This window comes from Halovenus rubra, assembly GCF_026586665.1.
Taxonomy (GTDB): Archaea; Halobacteriota; Halobacteria; order Halobacteriales; family Haloarculaceae; genus Halovenus; species Halovenus rubra.
In genome coordinates this window covers 144,770-160,554 of record NZ_JAODIY010000001.1, presented here as the reverse complement: position 1 = coordinate 160,554, position 15,785 = coordinate 144,770, and the positions used below count along the sequence as shown (strand labels likewise).

Genomic DNA, 15,785 nt, shown 5'->3' with positions numbered 1-15,785 from the left:
TGGTAATGGCGAACGGCAACACCAATTGGGGACCGATGCCCGTCCACAGCGCCTCATATCGAAACAGATCAACGACCTGCCCGCCTGATAATATTATATACAATTATATTCCAATGACAAAATTTAATACCTCTTATTGTGATGTGTTATCATGGCCCTATAGGTCTTGACTATCCGTCAGACCACGTGATTCCCATGCCAGAACACCAGCTACTTCGAGTGCGGCAGTGGGGTACAGATAGCGAAGCACTGCGACAGTGGCTCGCGAACGAGCTCGATTCGGCGACTGCCGACCGTGCGAGCGCGACTGGGTTCGCCCGGACGGCCGACGCCGATCGATCGCTCGACTGGTCGGCAGTCGCCGCCCGGCAGTCCCCGGGCAGTTCGATCGCCCTCCACTCGGCGGAACCGGGCGGTCGCCACCTGATCGTCGGCCAGGTCCGCCAGGCAGACCAGTTGCGCGAGGGCGTGACCGTCCGCCTCTACGACGCTGCGGTCTACGATGGCGAAGCGGTGCCGGCCAGCCAGCCAATCGCGATGGACACGACCGGCGAGCACGGCGAGTTCGTCCTGTCGTACGAGCCGGAGAGCCTCGGCTCGGTCGAGGCGCCGGCGGTCCGGGTCAGCATCGTCGACGAGGCGACGCGGACGACCACCGACCGGATCGACGCGACGACGCCAATCGCCGTTCGTGACGTCGCGGTCCCGCCCGAGGCCCTCGGCATCGGCGACCGGTCGATCGAACCCGACCTCATGACCGACGGCGGGACGGACCAGCCAGAGGAGTCCGCGGAGGACGCCACACCATCGGACGCCTCCGAGGCCGAATCCAATCGATCGGACGACACCGACGCCGAATCGAACCGATCGAACCCGTCGAACGGCGAGTCGACCCCGCCCGACGGGGCGGCCGCCGAGTCGAGCGAACCCGCGGACGAGGAGGCCACGCCAACCGCCGATGCCGACGACCTCTTCCAGTTTATGACCGTCAGGCCGCCCGAGAAGTCGGATCCGGGCGCCTTTGCACGCGTCAATCCGGGGTATTCGACCGGGCTCGTCTCGTCGCTGACGGAGGCCGCCGGTGAGGAGGGGGCCCGCGGGGCCGTGGTCGAACAGCTGCAGGCGTTCAAGGACGGTGACGCGTTCCTCGAAACGCTGTCGGCGGCGCCGCTCGACCTGACGCCACTGCATGACGCCCTCGCGGAACTCGACGCCGACGAGACGGCGGACGAGGCCGCGGCCGACTTCGGCGCCATCGTCGAGGAAGCCCTCGGGTCCTCGCCCGAGGCCCTGGTCGACGACGACACGCTCGAGGAGACCGCTGGCCAGGTGCTCGACAGCCTGACGGCGGCGTCGCTCCACCCGATCGGGGTCGACGAGTCGGTCCGCGCCTCGCTTCGGGACGGAACGCGGCTCGTCGACGCCATCCGCAGGGCGGCCGACGGCGAGACAGTCGACGCGCCGGCGGTGCTGGACCGACAGGTCGCGCTCCCCGAGGCCGTTCCCGCGCTCTCGGCGCTCCCCGTCGAGTCACCGCCGAGTGCTGGCGGTTCGTCCGGCCGCCGTGCCGACGGGTCGACGCTCGCAGACCGATTACACGATTTGGAGGCTGCCGCCGACGAACTGCGGACGGCGGCCACGGCACCGCCGTCCGGAGCACTGGAGGCCCCGCTCACCGACGGCGAGGGCAGACAGTTTGCGGACGAGGCGCCGGCGCGCGAGCGGTCGGCGGCCGACGAAACCGACGTCCCGGCGGCGATCCGTCGCGCCGAGCGGGCCGCTGGCGGGGCGGTCGACGACGCGACGAACGCCCAGCTTGCGGACGCTTTCGACTCGATCGAGCAACTTGTCGACCGCCTCGCGGAGCGACGGGCCGGCGGCGGTCGGCCGCTCGACGAGGATCGGATGGCCGACCTGTCCGATCGCGCTCGCTCGACGCTGTCGAGCCTCGGGATCGAACCCGGCGACGGGTCGATCGACGACGCGACCGAGCGCGTCAGCGAGGAAGCCCGCCGCATCAACGAGCGACTCCTGGACGAGACGGTCGGCGCGTACGAACGGCTGGTCGCGACCGAGGACGGACCGATGCTGATCGGCGAGGGTCGGTCCTCCGGATCGTCACAGCCCCTGTCCGGTAGCGTTGGCGGCGCCTGGTGGGGGAGCGACGAGTCGGCCGAGGAGGACGATGCAGAGTCCTACCGTGCCGAGGGCGTCACGGTCCTCGGCTTCGGCGATCTGCGCGTGGTCAAGCAGGTCGGCCCGCGCTACGAGGCCGGCGAGATCGCCCACGTCGAGAACGTCATGGAGAGCGAGACCCGCGAGCGGGTCCACCGGGAGTCGGAGGTGACCGAGGAGACCACTCGCCGGAAGGAGAAGACGATCAAAAGCGAGAAGCAGGACCTCCAGACGACCCAGCGCAACGAGATCAAACGCGAGTCGGAGACGGTGATCAACGATCAGTGGGGCGTCGAGGCCGGCGTCAACGTGTCGGCGAAGTACGGCCCCGTCTCCGTCGATACGAACTTCGGGTACTCCCGGCAGCATTCCAAGCAGAAGTCCAAACGGACGGCCGTCTCCACGGCCCAGGAGATCACCCGGCAGGCCACCCGTCGCGTCGAGGAGCGGGTGACGACCGAGACGACGAAACGCATCCGCGAGGAGATCATCGAGCGCAACCGTCACGCGTTCGAGAACGACGGCGACGACCACATCACCGGCATCTACCGGTGGCTGGAGAAGACCTACCGGATGGACGTCCACGAGTTCGACCGACCGCGGCTGATGGTCGAGTTCCTCGTGCCCGATCCCGCCGCTGGGTACCGGTACGCCCAGGGCGCCAAGCCAAAGGAGAAGACCGCCGAGAAGCCCATCGAACCGAAGGCGGTCGACTTCGGCGGTGACGTCACTACCGGTGCCGAGCGCGAGCAGGGGGCGCCGGTGTACGAAAAGCGCCTCTCGTACGACGACATCACTCCGTCGAACTACCAGTGGTACGCCACCCACTACGAGGCCGAGGACGTGCCGGCTCCACCGGCCCACCGTCGCAAGAAGACGATCAAGATGAAAGGTGGGGAGGGCGTCAGCAGCGGCAACGACGAGGCGCCATCCTACGACACCAAGTTCATCGACGTCCCAGACGGCTACAGCGTGGGGACCGTCGCCGTCTTCTCCGGCTACATGCACCGGAAGAACCACAGCTTGGGTGCTGGCATCCGCGTCAACGTCGGTACGGACGACCCCGGCTCGGGCCCGAGCCACCGGATCCAGAACGTCCATTCCTCCGCCGACGCCGGCGACGACAAGGCAGACCCCGCCGAAACGGAGTATTTCTACCTGAACAGCGACGAGTACGACCGCGTCCCTGTCACGCTGTCGGCCCGCAACACGACCGACTACAACGTCGTCGCGACGGCGACGCTCGAACGCACCGACGACGCACTGCGCGAGTGGAAAGCCGAGGTCCACCGGAAGATCATGGCGGCCTACCGTCGCCGTCGCGACGAGTACGAGAGCGAAGTCGAGGCGGCGAAGGTTGGCGCCGGCGTGAACATCGAAGGCGAGAACCCCAAGCAGAACCGCGAGACCGAACGGAAGGAGCTCAAGCGAGCGTCGATCGAGCTGATGCGGCGCTTCGAACTCGACTTCGACGCCGTGACCATGCCCGGCGAGAACGGCAACGACTCACTATCCTTCCCCGGGATCGAGGAGTCCGCGATCCCCGGAATGAAAGACGACCTGCAGTTCTTCGAGCAGTCCTTCGAGTGGCAACAGGGGACCTACGTCTTCTACCCCTACTACTGGGCGGACCGGGAGTCCTGGACGACGCGGCTCACGCGTGACGACTCGGATCCGAAGTTCGAGTCGTTCCTGACCGCCGGCGCTGCGCGGTTCGTCGTCCCGGTGCGGCCCGGGTTCGAGCCCAACGTCATGCGGTTCATGCAGACGGGCATCCCGTTCCTCAAGGAGGGAACCATCGAGGAAATCGACGATCCCCGATACGTCGACATCGTCTCGGAACTCCGCCAGCAACAGGGCGCGGCCGAGGGCTCGGAGTACTCCGGCGAGCACTGGTTCAACACCGTCCCGACGTCGCTGATCAAACTCCAGGCCTCGGACGCACTGCCCGACATGATCACGCCCGTCAACGAACTGTACGACACGACGACCGCCGCGGCGACGATGCTCACCGAGGGCGCCCTGGGTTCGGGTGCCGCCGAGCCAGCCGTCGACGGTGGCTGGGACTCGTCGGCCCCACCCCGGTCGGCGGACGAGTCCGCCCCGCCGGAGGACGAGTAATGCCCGCCGGGCGACCGAGTACCGACGCGGTTCCCATCGAGTCGCCGGAGGACGTCGAGTACCTTGTCCTCGGTGGCGGTGGGGCCCGCGCCGTTGCCCACTTCGGCGCGCTCGCGGCCCTCGGCGACCTGGGATACCTGAAGCGCGTCGAGGCACCACCCGCCTCGCCCTACCAGCCTGCGGTCGACCACTACCTCGATCCGGCAAAGACCAAGGCGATCGCCGGCTCCTCGACCGGTGGCTTCGTGGCGACCTTGCTCGCGATGGGCGTCGGCGTGAAGACGGCGTACAATATCGCGGTCCCTGGTGGCGAGGACCAGCAGGATCTGCTCCCGGTCGTCCTCGCCAAGGAGCCGTGGGAACGCCGCCACCGTCCCACCTTCGAGGGCATTCAGACGGAGGATCTCACCGCCCCCCACGAGGCGCTGTGGGATCCGATCGTCTCGTCGATGACGGGCCGACTCGCGGGGGAGGTCGCTGATGTCGGGTATCCGGTGATGACGGAGGACCTCAACATTCGCGGGACGGTCGCCGCGGGCTTCCTCGGGGTGGTCGACGACACCGTCGGCCACGGCGTGCCCCAGGTGTTGATCGACCGAGTGCTCGGGAGCGGTGACATGGCGACATACGTCCGTAACCTCGTGACCGACTACGGATTGTTCTCCGGCCACGAACTTCGCCATAGCTTCGGCTCACCCGAGTCGCCGCTGCACGAGGTCGGCCGCCGCGGTGAGGCGAATGAGCGGGCGGCCCGTCGGGCGGCCGAACGCGAGCACCAGGTCGCCTCCGAACGCGGGCCGGGCGACGGCACCACGGCCACCTACACCGCCATCGCAGACCTCGGGAACCTCACCTTCTCGCAGTTCGCCGGCTACGTGCACGGCACCCACTCCAACGGCAAGGGCTTTCGCACGCCGCTCGCCCTGACCGGGACCAACGTCGCGACGCGGAGCGGGGAAATCTTCTCCGCCGATCTGACGCCCGACGTCCCCGTCGCCGACGCGCTCCGAATGACGATGGCGTTCCCGTTGTTGCTAAAGCCGACGTTCGTCGAGGACGGCAGTCACGAGGGGATCTGGGTCGACGGCAGCATCGCCAACGCCTACCCACTCCACGCCTTCGACGGCGGTGATGGATTGCCCGGCTCGGTACTCGGCTTCGACGTCGGGCCGCCGCGGGGGCGCTCGGTCGACTCCTTCGTCGACCTCGCTCGCGCCGTCGCCGGGCGGTTCGTCGAGGTCAGCACCACCGGGCGGATCCGGGGGCCGCGCGACCATCTCCAGACGATCGGGCTGCCGGTCGGTGACCTGCCATATCTCTCGGTGCCGAAGAACACGAGTCGCATCCGGCCGGCGCTGGTCGCCAGTGCCCAGGCGGTCTACGAGTACTTCGGAAAGCGGCGTGCCGAGCAACGGGCCAGCACGACCGTGAACGAGTTCCTCCAACGCGGCAGTGGCGGCAAGGCTACGAGCGGCGAGCGCGGGGTGACCGCGGATGGCTAACGGCGACGGGTCCGGGGAGGACGACGAGCCCGAACAGCTCGAGCTATTCCTCGAGGATCCGCCCCAGGCCGAGACCACCGACGGCAACGAGGGCCCCTTCGGCGCCGGCGTCAATCCGGACGACATCGACGGCGGCAGCTTCGCGGAGGCCGAGCGGCCGGTCAGGACGGCGCCGATGCCGTCCCAGGTGCGCTACCTGGTGTTCTCCGGTGGCGGCGCGAAGGCCTTTGCCTTCCTCGGCGCCCTGGCGGCGCTCGGCGAGCTCGGCTTCCTACACAACCCCGCGCGGGACGGCGACGACGCGGACGCGCCGGACGACTACTTCCTCGATCCTGACCGGATCGACGGCGTCGCCGGTGCCTCCGCGGGTGCCATCACCGCGGGACTGCTCGCCGGCAACGTCGGCCTGGGCGAGGCCTACGATCTCCTCACCGACGACGAGGAGATCACCCGGTTTTTCGACCGGTCGGACCTGTCGACGCTCGACAGCCCGACGCTCTCGGGAACCGACGAGGTAACGCGACCGACCGCCGAACGCGGTGCGCTGGTGACGGCCATGGGCACCGACGCAGCGCCGGCCGAACTCCAGGAGTACCGGACGTCCGTCGTCGACTACATCACCGCACAGACCGGCGAGACCGTCGACGAGATCATCGAGGGGGTCCAGGACGCCTCGCAGGTCAGTGACGCCTACTTCTCGGGGGAGATGCTCGACAGCCCGGCCTGGTGGCTCGGTGCGCTCCTCCGGTGGAAGTTCGACACGGGCCTGCCGGCCGAGACGATCCGCCAGGTGTTCATGACCGGCCACTTCCCGATGTACGTCGCGAACCTGCTGTTCCACGACGGCGTGTTCTCGGGTGCCTTCGCCCGGCAGTACCTCGACGCGGCGCTCACCGCCGGCCTGCGGTCGGCCGGCGTTCCGCCCGGTGACACCGTCACCTTCCGGGACCTCGCCGCCGGCTCGCCGATCGATCTCTCGGTCGTCGGTGCGAACCTCTCGTCGGGGACTGCCGACAGCTTCGCCACCGGCGAGACGCCCGACATCGGCGTCGCGGACGCGATCCGCCTGTCGATGGCGATTCCGTTCGTCTACCGGCCGACGACCGTCGCGGACGGCCCCCACGCCGGTACCTGGGTCGACGGGGGACTTATCAACAACTTCCCGCTGCACGCCTACACGCCGCCGGACCGGGCAGCGAGCCCGTCGGTGCTGGGGCTCAACCTCGATGAACCGGCCGGCGAGATCGGCGACCTCGGCGACTTCGTCGGCGCGGTGTCAGGATCGCTGTTCGCCCGGACGACCGAAAACCAGATCTACACACCGATCGAGAGAACTCAGGTCATCGACCTTCCGACCGGCGACCTGTCCATGCTGGGCTTTACACCCACGAGGGAGGCCGTCGAGGAGGCGATGCAGACCGCCGCCCAGTCGGTCCTCGAGTACTTCGGCCAGCAGCCGGACAACGCCGCGTACAACGCGGAGCGTGCCATCGAGGAACGGATCCACGGGGAGGAGCCGTCGGGTGGTCCGTCGCCACTGCCGGAAATCCCGACGAAGCCGGACGATCGGCGGTATTCGCGTGGCTATCTCCAGACCAAGTTCATGGACGAGATGCTCGCAAAGATCAAGGCTGGCGACCCGGAGGCCGACGGCTGGGAACCCCACCCGCTCGCCTTCCTTCTGGATCCGATGGTCGTTCGCGGCGACGCCGACGGCCCGGCCGAGTCCCCGGAGCAACTCGTCAATCCCGAGGAGGAACCGGAGACGTACCGCGACGGCGTCTCCTTCTGGGACCGGTCGACAACGCCGAAGAAGGGCGACGACTGGTACTTCGTCCACCACCGCCGGCCGCCACTCGACGCGGGCCACATGACCTCACGATGGTACCTGGAGTCGGAACTCTACGAGTACGAACGCATCGCCCTGGAGGACAAGTACCTCAACATCCGTACTGACGCGGACACGGTCGAGTCGCCGGGCGGCGCCAAGAAGGATTACACGGCGATCGAGATCGGTGGCGTTCCCGTCGAGACGAAGACCGCCGAACGCCTCGAGTTCGACACCGATCCCGCGGCGGATGGGTACCACGAGATGTCCGAGGCCGAACAGGCGGCCTACCGGGCCAAGCACTTCCCGGTCGACGCCAAGTTTCCCGACCACCGGCCCTTCGGCGAGATACTCGGCGGACTGCCGAAAGGCACCGTTCAGCAGAAGAAAGCGGCAGGCGAGACCAGCGCCGGCTGGGTGTACCCCGGTCCGAACAGCGACGCTCGACGGATCAAGGAAATCCAGGGCGTCGAGCAGTAAACCGTGGGTGCCGGGCGGGCGCCCCCATCGGTGCGCCGTCCGTTTACCGGCGTGTTATCCCGCTGATCGAAAGGCGACCTTCGAGTACGACCCGGACTTGCTGGATCCGCGGAAGGGCACCTCGTATACGTGCGCTCGGGGGTCTGTCACGCCGCGACTGGCGGGACAGACTACCTCCCGGTCGGCCTCGCTGCCGCCGCGCTCACCGGCCTGGATGCGCTCGCGGAGGCGGTCAATCTCGCTTCGTGGGTCGGACATACAGGTATATACTATATACGTGAGATTGTAAAGTTTTACTTGAATGCCCTTCACCGGCTCTTTTTGTTGGGAGTGAAACCAAAGAACGTGTTTGCTGTCGAGTGATATCAAAAAGTAACGAACTAGCACAGCGACAGAGTTGTTTTGTCGGTCAAGTTCATCATTACTTACCGTGAACGTACCCGAAGATATCGCATCCGTCCTGTCACAGCTGTGTCGGGAGTCCAGCGCTGCGTTCAAGCGTGGCGACAGGGAGACAGGCGTAGCGGCAATTACGAGTGCTGCAACAGTTGCGGACAACAAACTTCCCGAAAGTGACCTCCGGCAGCAGGTGTTGCACGGGTGTGAGCGTGCTGAAACGGTTGCAACAGCCGACGAAAGCGAGTTGGGAGTAGCTGCCGAATACGCAGCGTCGATAGAACGGCATCTCGACGAGACACACACAGAGTGAGGGCACCCATCACGTTCGTCTGTCGTCAACTGCACCACACGCACTGCATTTTGGAGCACCAACGTCCTCGTCGTACTGCATCGAGCCTTCGCCACATTCGGGACAGGGCATGAAGTTCACCGACTCGCCGTACTGTGGCACCTCAGTCGGGTTCATCTCCGCGTTACTTTGTCGCGTTCGCCAGCGTCCACGGAGATAGTTCAACAGCTTCGAGAGCATTAGCTAACAGTAAGGCAAGCAGCCACATGTGTCTATTCCTGTGCTTGGTTCGATGAGGCCTGTCACAGGGCACGCGAGGCGAGTTCGACCAGTGGAACAAGCACCAGAAGGTAAGTGAGCGCACAGAGTGCCCAGTCCCGGCGAATTGTTCCGAGACGCTGTCCGGCAACCTGTGACCGTGGCAAGACAACAACAGCAAAGAACCCCACCATCAACACGTAGAGAGTAACTGTGGCCGCCGCTGTCGAGAGAAGAGATGGGCCATCGAGTACGGCCTCTGCCCCAAACAGAACCCAGACAAACAGTGGGCCGGTCAGCAGACCGGCGATGTAGTGGACAACCGTTCCAAGCCGGTCCGGAGCATCCGCCGGCTGGTTTTCTGTCAAGACACCAGCTGCGATAGATGGTGGCGTATTTCCTTCGGGAAGCTGTGCCATCACACCATCCATAGCCAGCGTTGCAACGATGCCAGCGAGAACGCCAACAATGAACCGGAATGGAACGGACAGTGGGGCTGTAACGTCAACAACGACCATACTCGCTAGTTAGGCTATGAGGCTTTTTGTTCTACTGAATGGGGACAGTTCTTTGGGTTGTGCGTTGACATCTGACAACCCAAAACACATACAATTGCTCACCAGAAACGTTCAAACATGAGTAGCCTTCCGACAGTCCCGCTCTTTGTCGGCGGTGTGGAGTTACTCTTGATAGGAGCCGTTGCTCTCGTTCTCATCTTCGGCTCCAAGGCGAGTGATATCGCCCGGAATGCAGGCTCGGCCGCCGGTAAAGTCCGTAAAACCAGGGCCACTGCTGAAAGAGAAATCGACGACGTTCGCGGCGAGCTCGAAGAAAGCGTCGAGCCCGTCAAAGAGGAGGCAGAAGCCGTCGAGACAGATGTAGAAGAGTTTGAACAAGAAATCGACAGCGCCACGAGTGATATCGCCGGCTCTGGACAAGACGAACACGGTGACACTCACGCCACCGACGAGTAGCCGAGTCCAAACACGGTCCGGTCCTAACAGAGCGCATTCTCGTCAGCACTCCCGTTTTCCCACATCGCTTCGAGCGCACGTTGGTTCTGGAACTGGCTTCCAAACGTCTGGTTTGCCATGTGTTCGTAATCGTTGAATGGGGCGGTAGTCGAGAAGGTGAGGTCGCTGGGCTGTTTGTTATAGTTCATGATGCTCTCATACTCATCGGCTGGAATATCCCGCGAGTCGACGCCAGCATAGGCAGTAGCGTCGATACCCAGCGTATGCCCCAGTTCGTGTGCGATGGTCCCTGCCTGACTGCGCTCACTGCCGGTTCGCCAGATTGTTCCATCGACGACCATCCAACTCGTGAGGTCAGCGTACTGTGTGTTGTTTGCCGGCAGTGTGAGTGTCGCTCCAAGCGTTTGGCCTGCAGTAAGACCGTTGGACAACAGCAGATAATGAAAGCCAAGCCCAGTGATATTACGCTTGTCGGCCGTCTGGCCAATCATCTCTTCAGGGTCGGCAACGTCGGTCTGTTCAGTGTGACACACGCGGAATCGAACCTGAATTGGACCAATACTGTCTGGTGGTTCTGTCGCAAATAGCTTCTGTACAGCCCTGAGTTGTGTATCGCTTGGTGCTCTGACCCCCTCAGCAAGGTCGACCTCAACAAAGACGTTGACCGCGGTCGGCGAGACAGTCAGCCCAAGGTCTTGCATCGGCCCCCAGAGCAGGTGGTCCGCGTAACCGTCACCGCTGGTGTCTGTGGCATTCGGGTTGCTCCCGAACTCCGTTTCTATCCCGTTGAGCAGGCGATCAGAATCGTTGTTGGCGAGTTGCCAGCGCAGACGGTCGGTTACTGTTCCGTTATCAACCGCCTCATCGAGTAGTCCGAGTTGCTTGGCCTGTGACCAAAGTTCGTACGTCTGGTTGCGATACTTACGAAGTTCAGTAGCGCGTCTGACGTACTCTTGTTCGGTTGCATTATAGCCGTCCTGTGCGAGTGTCGTCACGAGCGTCCCGATTGCCGGGTCGGCCTTGGTTGAATTAAGGTTGAGTTCGGCTTCCATCGCGTTGAGCAGACCGTCACTGTCGTCATCTGTGATTGGGTCCAAGTCTGTCCGGGCAACGGTTTTACCGACATCGTCGAGTACATCCAGAAACAGCACCTGCTCGGCGGTTCCCTCAGTATCGAGCACAGTCACCAGCCGGGTGAGATAGTCACGGCCGAGCAACGAAAACGCATCTGTCCCCAGCCTCGCGGTTACAGTAGCGAGATGTTTATGGCTCCTGTTGGGGTTGGCACCGAAACGTGTTGCTGTCGCGTTGAGTAGCCCATCGCCAGCCACATCTGCGAGCGCGTCGACATCTGCCTCTGTCACATTGCCACCAGCCGTGTCGTCCAGCAGACCCAACTCCGTAACCTGTGTCCACCCGAACTCGTTCAGGTCTGCAAGCTGGCGCAAAAATGCAATTTCGTGCTCGTTGTACCCGCCGTCTCGGGACTGGCGAACAATCGGGACAGCCCGCTCGTCGGGGTCGGATATGTTCAGCCCCACTGCCGCTAATTCGCCGTCAAGAAGTCCATCACCGCTTGTATCAGCAACGCCGGTAGCAAAAACGGCTTCAGTGAACGAGTCTGGCGAAGCAAGTACCGTACCGAGTGATGTAGCAACCACACCATCTAGACCTTCGTCTACGACCCACTCGACAACCGCATCGCGTCGTTGTGTGCCAAACTCGTCGATTGCTTCTAACTGCTCGATGAACTGTTTGCCATCCTTGGTGAGCGTGCCGTCCTCAGCAGTAACGAGCGTCTGGAATCTCTCAGCAGTTCTGTTATCGACCGAAGCTATCACATCATCGAAAATGTTCGGGTAGTTAGCCTTTGGTTTTGCTGTCGGCTCTGGGGTTGGTGTAGGTGAGATGCCTGTCTCGGGCGTCTGGGTCACGGCAGGGACTGGTGTCGACACATCATCGCCGCCAGTCCCCGAACAACCGGCAAGCACAACAAATAGCGCGGCCGCAAGTATGATGAGTCCTCGTCGGTTGTGACCGCGCATACTGCTACTCTAGTATTGCTAGTCAGTCAATTGAATGTGTCGGTGGACAGAGTACTGTTGGGACGAATTTGGGGCCGGAAATGCTCACGTCAACCGGACGAGTGAACAGAAAGTTGATTATACCCCTAGACACAAGACCAGTCATATGTGGCCGATGGGACACGTTGCAGTCGCGTATCTGTTGTACGTCGGGTCAACCCGGATTCGGTCAGTTGGGCGGCCACCAGCATGGCCGGCAGTCGCACTCTGTATTGGCAGCCAGATACCGGACCTCATCGATAAACCGCTTGGCTGGTATACAGGTGTCCTTCCTACGGGGCGGTCACTCGCGCATTCGTTGCTCTTTGTCGTCCCGCTGTGTCTGCTTGTAATGGGTGTGTTATCGCTCCGGGACCGCAGCGAGTACGGCGTTGCCTTCGCTGTGGGAGCAATCTCACACTCGCTTGCAGACTCGATACCTGTCTTGTGGAGTAGCGACGCGACGGCGTCTTTCCTCCTGTGGCCGTACCTCTCTGTCGAACCATACGAAGGGAGCGCCCCAAGCCCAGTTGAGATGTTGCTATCGACACTCACGGAGCCGTATTTCCTCAGCCAGTTCGTGCTCTTTGCAGTTGCAGTGATGGTTTGGCGAGCAGACGGATACCCTGGCCTCTCGCTGCTCCAGCAAGCACTCCCTACCAACAGATACCTACAGACGAGTTGACTATATAGAGATATAGCGTACTCTGAGGACATCAATATATTCAATAGCATAATATTTATGCGATAGCGAGCAACTGAACGGTAGTGGAACGGCGAACCCTAACCGTCGAGTTGCTGGTCAGCGATGGTGTAGGGCGCCAACTGTGCTGCGACCACAAACTTACCAACAGAGAGCAATGAGTCTGGAAGACACACAGAACAGTGAGATGGAGTCGACAATCGACACCGCAGCCGTGGCAACGGGGAGTGTCGACATGGAAGACCACGAGCCGGTAATCGAAACTGAAGCTGTCGATGTCTGGTATAACGACACACAGGCACTCGACGATATTACGATGAATATCCCCGAACAGCAGGTAACAGCGCTCATCGGGCCGTCAGGCTGTGGCAAGTCGACATTCCTGCGGTGTATAAACCGGATGAATGATCTTATCGAGAGCGCCCGTATCGAGGGCGAAATCCGCCTCCGGGGCAAGAACGTCTACGATAATGAGGTTGACCCCGTCGCACTCCGACGCTCCGTTGGGATGGTGTTTCAGGAACCCAACCCCTTCCCTAAGAGCATCTACGACAACGTGGCCTACGGTCTTCGCGTCCAAGGAAAAGACGACAACTTGGACGAGCAGGTCGAAGACGCACTTCGTCGTGCTGCTCTCTGGGACGAGGTCAAAGACCAACTTGACTCCTCGGGATTGGACCTTTCAGGTGGGCAACAACAGCGACTCTGTATCGCTCGCGCAATCGCACCTGACCCCGAAGTAATCCTGATGGACGAGCCAGCCTCAGCGCTTGACCCGGTTGCAACTTCCCAAATCGAAGACCTTATCGAGGATTTGGCTTCGGAGTTTACCGTAGCAATCGTCACACACAATATGCAACAGGCGGCCCGTATCTCAGATAAGACGGCAGTATTCTTGACCGGCGGTAAGCTTGTCGAGTTCGACGACACGGAGAAAATCTTCGAGAACCCAGAACACCAGCGCGTCGAAGACTACATCACCGGTAAGTTCGGATAGCGCTGTGCGTTCGTAATGGCGAACGAGGCTTTTAACCGGCTCTCAACCAGACACAGAGGTATGCTTTCGTTTATTGGGCTCGGTCTCTACGATGAGCGCTCGATTACGCTCCGTGGCCGAGATACCCTGCAGGACGCTGACACTGCCTTCGCCGAGTTTTACACCAGTCGCCTCATCGGAACGACCGTTGAGCGGGTCGAATCGACACACGACCTTACCATACAAGTACGTGACCGCGGTGGTGTCGAACAAGAGCCCGAGCCGATTCTCTCCGCTGCCAAATCCGGACACGTGGCCTTTCTTACGGCTGGCGACACGATGATTTCGACGACGCACGTCGATTTGCGGACCCGAGCACGGGAGCACGGAATCGACACACAGGTGATTCACGGAACGACCGCACAGACCGCCGCAAGTTCGCTGACTGGTCTCCAGAACTATCGTTTCGGGAAGGCCACGACACTCCCCTTCGAGGAGACCCACGGTGGTGTCCCCGACAGCGTCTTGGAGACAGTTCAGGCGAACCGTGAGCGCGGTTTGCACACGCTAGTCTATCTGGACATCGACGCCGAGGCAGAACGGTTTATGTCGGGCGACACCGCGGCAGCACTGCTTGAGAAGCGACTTGACGACCCGTTGGGCGTTGTCGTCGCACAGGCCGGCAGTGATGACCCGACTGTTCGGGCAGACAGAGTTTCGACGCTTGCCACGGAATCATTTGGCTCGCCGTTGCACCTGCTGGTTCTCCCTGCTGATTGTCACCCACTTGAACGCGAGAGTCTACAGACGTTCGGCGATGCTCCCGACACGATATTCGAGTAACGGCAAAAAACAGTCACCGCTCAGTCCGTCGATTCAGTTGACTCGCCAGTCTCACGGTCGACGTTGAGTGCTGCTGCCAGGTCGAGTTCCTCACCGGTGAGCAAGTAGAGTACCTCTTCAACAGGGTCCATTACTTCTGGAACTTCGCGCACGACTAACCAGAAAATAATGACCATCGCAATTACCGACCCGGACTGGGCCAGAATACGGTCGGCCCAGATGTACGAGACCCGTAAGGAGTTATCCAGTGCAAAGACAGTTATCGTCGGGTCTGGGAAAAAATGGGCGTACTGGTGTCCGTAGCTAAGCCCAATGAACACGTTCCTGATGATGTTCAACACATAAATAATCGGCAACGCAAGCGCGAGTCCTCTGACCTTCCGACGTAGCGGTGCCTTGACCGCCAACACGAGACCGCCGATAACGGCCATGCTCCCGATACCGGTACACGCGAGGACGATGGTGTATGTGATTGTCCCACCGCCATCAGTGAAGAAAACAAACGTATTTTCGAATGCGAGTTCTTTGCCGCCGATTTCACGGGCGAGGTTGTAATCGACACCACCGGGCGCAGCCGGGGCAGCCTCGGAGAGTTCAGTCACCAGCGGTGGGTTGTAGCCGATGAGATTCATCACCCACGCGGTCTGTCCGGTAACGAGGAGAATTAGTTCCTCTCGGAGCGTCTGCGAGAACGAAAACGGGACATAAAATAGCCCCATCATTGGGACCGCTCGTGAGAGCGTAAACAGCGTGTCACGACCCTCATAGAGGACTTTCGCGACAAGCACCGAGAGTGGGGCGGCAAGTACAGCCCCCACACCACGAATAATACTCTGGTCAGCCACGAAAAACGGCTGGATAAGCAGGACCCAAAAGAGTGCGAACAGGAGCCAGCCAGCAATAAATACTGGGCGTGCGTGCTCGCGGTCAGTCGTATCAACGACAACACCAATCAGAAAGACAGCAAGTGCAAGCCAGCCGACAGGGTGTGCGTAGGTGCCAAGGTCGGCTAAGATTGTGTTGAGCTGGCCCAACATCTCTATGCGTGTGTATCTGGTGGGAGCGTATAGGCTTTGTCGGTCTGTGCACGCTCAAGACAGAGGCGATACATCGACGGCGTCGCCACTGACGGGAAAACACCAAAGAAAAATGGAACGTGAAGCCGGAAACGAAT

General features: G+C 62.1%; 12 protein-coding genes. 8 read left to right on the top strand and 4 right to left on the bottom strand.

From position 1 onward, the window contains the following. The first annotated feature begins 195 nt into the window (after positions 1 to 195). From N5098_RS00735 to N5098_RS00720, 4 genes are all read left to right on the top strand, one after another. Positions 196 to 4,296: an FUSC family protein gene (locus N5098_RS00735; RefSeq protein ID WP_267635763.1), complete on the top strand. Its 4,101-nt coding sequence runs from the start codon at positions 196 to 198 to the stop codon at positions 4,294 to 4,296. Next, the gene (locus N5098_RS00730; RefSeq protein WP_267635762.1) at positions 4,296 to 5,798 is read left to right on the top strand and encodes a patatin-like phospholipase family protein; all 1,503 of its coding nucleotides are present in this window, start codon (positions 4,296 to 4,298) and stop codon (positions 5,796 to 5,798) included. Before N5098_RS00735 ends, N5098_RS00730 begins: the two co-directional genes overlap by 1 nt. Next, the gene (locus N5098_RS00725) at positions 5,791 to 8,106 is read left to right on the top strand and encodes a patatin-like phospholipase family protein (protein ID WP_267635761.1); all 2,316 of its coding nucleotides are present in this window, start codon (positions 5,791 to 5,793) and stop codon (positions 8,104 to 8,106) included. The genes N5098_RS00730 and N5098_RS00725 overlap by 8 nt, the downstream gene beginning before the upstream one ends. Positions 8,107 to 8,536: 430 nt before the next feature. After that, positions 8,537 to 8,815 carry a DUF8101 family protein gene (locus tag N5098_RS00720; RefSeq protein WP_267635760.1) on the top strand — a complete coding sequence of 93 codons (279 nt, stop codon included), beginning with the start codon at positions 8,537 to 8,539 and terminating at the stop codon, positions 8,813 to 8,815. A 9-nt stretch (positions 8,816 to 8,824) separates the two neighbouring features. On the opposite strand, the gene N5098_RS00715 is transcribed toward N5098_RS00720, so the two are convergent. Beyond that, complete coding sequence (locus N5098_RS00715) at positions 8,825 to 9,034, bottom strand: hypothetical protein (protein ID WP_267635759.1); 210 nt, start codon at positions 9,032 to 9,034, stop codon at positions 8,825 to 8,827. A gap of 62 nt (positions 9,035 to 9,096) precedes the next feature. Beyond that, positions 9,097 to 9,570 carry a hypothetical protein gene (locus N5098_RS00710; protein WP_267635758.1) on the bottom strand — a complete coding sequence of 158 codons (474 nt, stop codon included), beginning with the start codon at positions 9,568 to 9,570 and terminating at the stop codon, positions 9,097 to 9,099. Between the two features lie 117 nt (positions 9,571 to 9,687). On the opposite strand from N5098_RS00710, the gene N5098_RS00705 reads away from it, so the two are divergent. After that, positions 9,688 to 10,026 (top strand): Sec-independent protein translocase subunit TatA/TatB, encoded by a 339-nt coding sequence (locus N5098_RS00705; protein WP_267635757.1) that lies wholly within the window; start codon positions 9,688 to 9,690, stop codon positions 10,024 to 10,026. A 23-nt stretch (positions 10,027 to 10,049) separates the two neighbouring features. Here the strand turns inward: N5098_RS00705 and N5098_RS00700 are convergent, their stop codons facing one another. Beyond that, positions 10,050 to 12,071 (bottom strand): hypothetical protein, encoded by a 2,022-nt coding sequence (locus N5098_RS00700; RefSeq protein ID WP_267635756.1) that lies wholly within the window; start codon positions 12,069 to 12,071, stop codon positions 10,050 to 10,052. Positions 12,072 to 12,225: 154 nt separating this feature from the next. Between N5098_RS00700 and N5098_RS00695 the strand changes: the two genes are divergently transcribed. The 3 genes from N5098_RS00695 (at position 12,226) to dph5 (ending at position 14,611) form a co-directional block, all read left to right on the top strand. Next, on the top strand, positions 12,226 to 12,774 hold the full coding sequence (locus tag N5098_RS00695; RefSeq protein WP_267635755.1) for a metal-dependent hydrolase: 549 nt from the start codon (positions 12,226 to 12,228) through the stop codon (positions 12,772 to 12,774). 205 nt (positions 12,775 to 12,979) lie between these two features. Next, on the top strand, positions 12,980 to 13,789 hold the full coding sequence (gene pstB / locus N5098_RS00690; protein WP_267636070.1) for a phosphate ABC transporter ATP-binding protein PstB: 810 nt from the start codon (positions 12,980 to 12,982) through the stop codon (positions 13,787 to 13,789). Between the two features lie 60 nt (positions 13,790 to 13,849). Beyond that, the gene (gene dph5, locus N5098_RS00685; protein ID WP_267635754.1) at positions 13,850 to 14,611 is read left to right on the top strand and encodes a diphthine synthase; all 762 of its coding nucleotides are present in this window, start codon (positions 13,850 to 13,852) and stop codon (positions 14,609 to 14,611) included. Positions 14,612 to 14,631: 20 nt separating this feature from the next. Here the strand turns inward: dph5 and artA are convergent, their stop codons facing one another. Then, positions 14,632 to 15,648, bottom strand: coding sequence for an archaeosortase A (gene artA, locus N5098_RS00680; protein WP_267635753.1), 1,017 nt, complete (start codon positions 15,646 to 15,648; stop codon positions 14,632 to 14,634). Between the last annotated feature and the right edge of the window lie 137 nt (positions 15,649 to 15,785).

Bases quoted from the DNA above. Each gene is read 5' to 3' on its own strand.
- N5098_RS00695 (WP_267635755.1), top strand. From the start codon at position 12,226: ATGGGACACGTTGCAGTCGCGTATCTGTTGTACGTCGGGTCAACCCGG.
- artA (WP_267635753.1), bottom strand. From the start codon at position 15,648: ATGTTGGGCCAGCTCAACACAATCTTAGCCGACCTTGGCACCTACGCA.
- N5098_RS00705 (WP_267635757.1), top strand. From the start codon at position 9,688: ATGAGTAGCCTTCCGACAGTCCCGCTCTTTGTCGGCGGTGTGGAGTTA.
- N5098_RS00735 (WP_267635763.1), top strand. From the start codon at position 196: ATGCCAGAACACCAGCTACTTCGAGTGCGGCAGTGGGGTACAGATAGC.
- N5098_RS00700 (WP_267635756.1), bottom strand. From the start codon at position 12,071: ATGCGCGGTCACAACCGACGAGGACTCATCATACTTGCGGCCGCGCTA.
- N5098_RS00730 (WP_267635762.1), top strand. From the start codon at position 4,296: ATGCCCGCCGGGCGACCGAGTACCGACGCGGTTCCCATCGAGTCGCCG.
- N5098_RS00715 (WP_267635759.1), bottom strand. From the start codon at position 9,034: ATGCTCTCGAAGCTGTTGAACTATCTCCGTGGACGCTGGCGAACGCGA.
- N5098_RS00710 (WP_267635758.1), bottom strand. From the start codon at position 9,570: ATGGTCGTTGTTGACGTTACAGCCCCACTGTCCGTTCCATTCCGGTTC.
- N5098_RS00725 (WP_267635761.1), top strand. From the start codon at position 5,791: ATGGCTAACGGCGACGGGTCCGGGGAGGACGACGAGCCCGAACAGCTC.
- pstB (WP_267636070.1), top strand. From the start codon at position 12,980: ATGGAGTCGACAATCGACACCGCAGCCGTGGCAACGGGGAGTGTCGAC.
- dph5 (WP_267635754.1), top strand. From the start codon at position 13,850: ATGCTTTCGTTTATTGGGCTCGGTCTCTACGATGAGCGCTCGATTACG.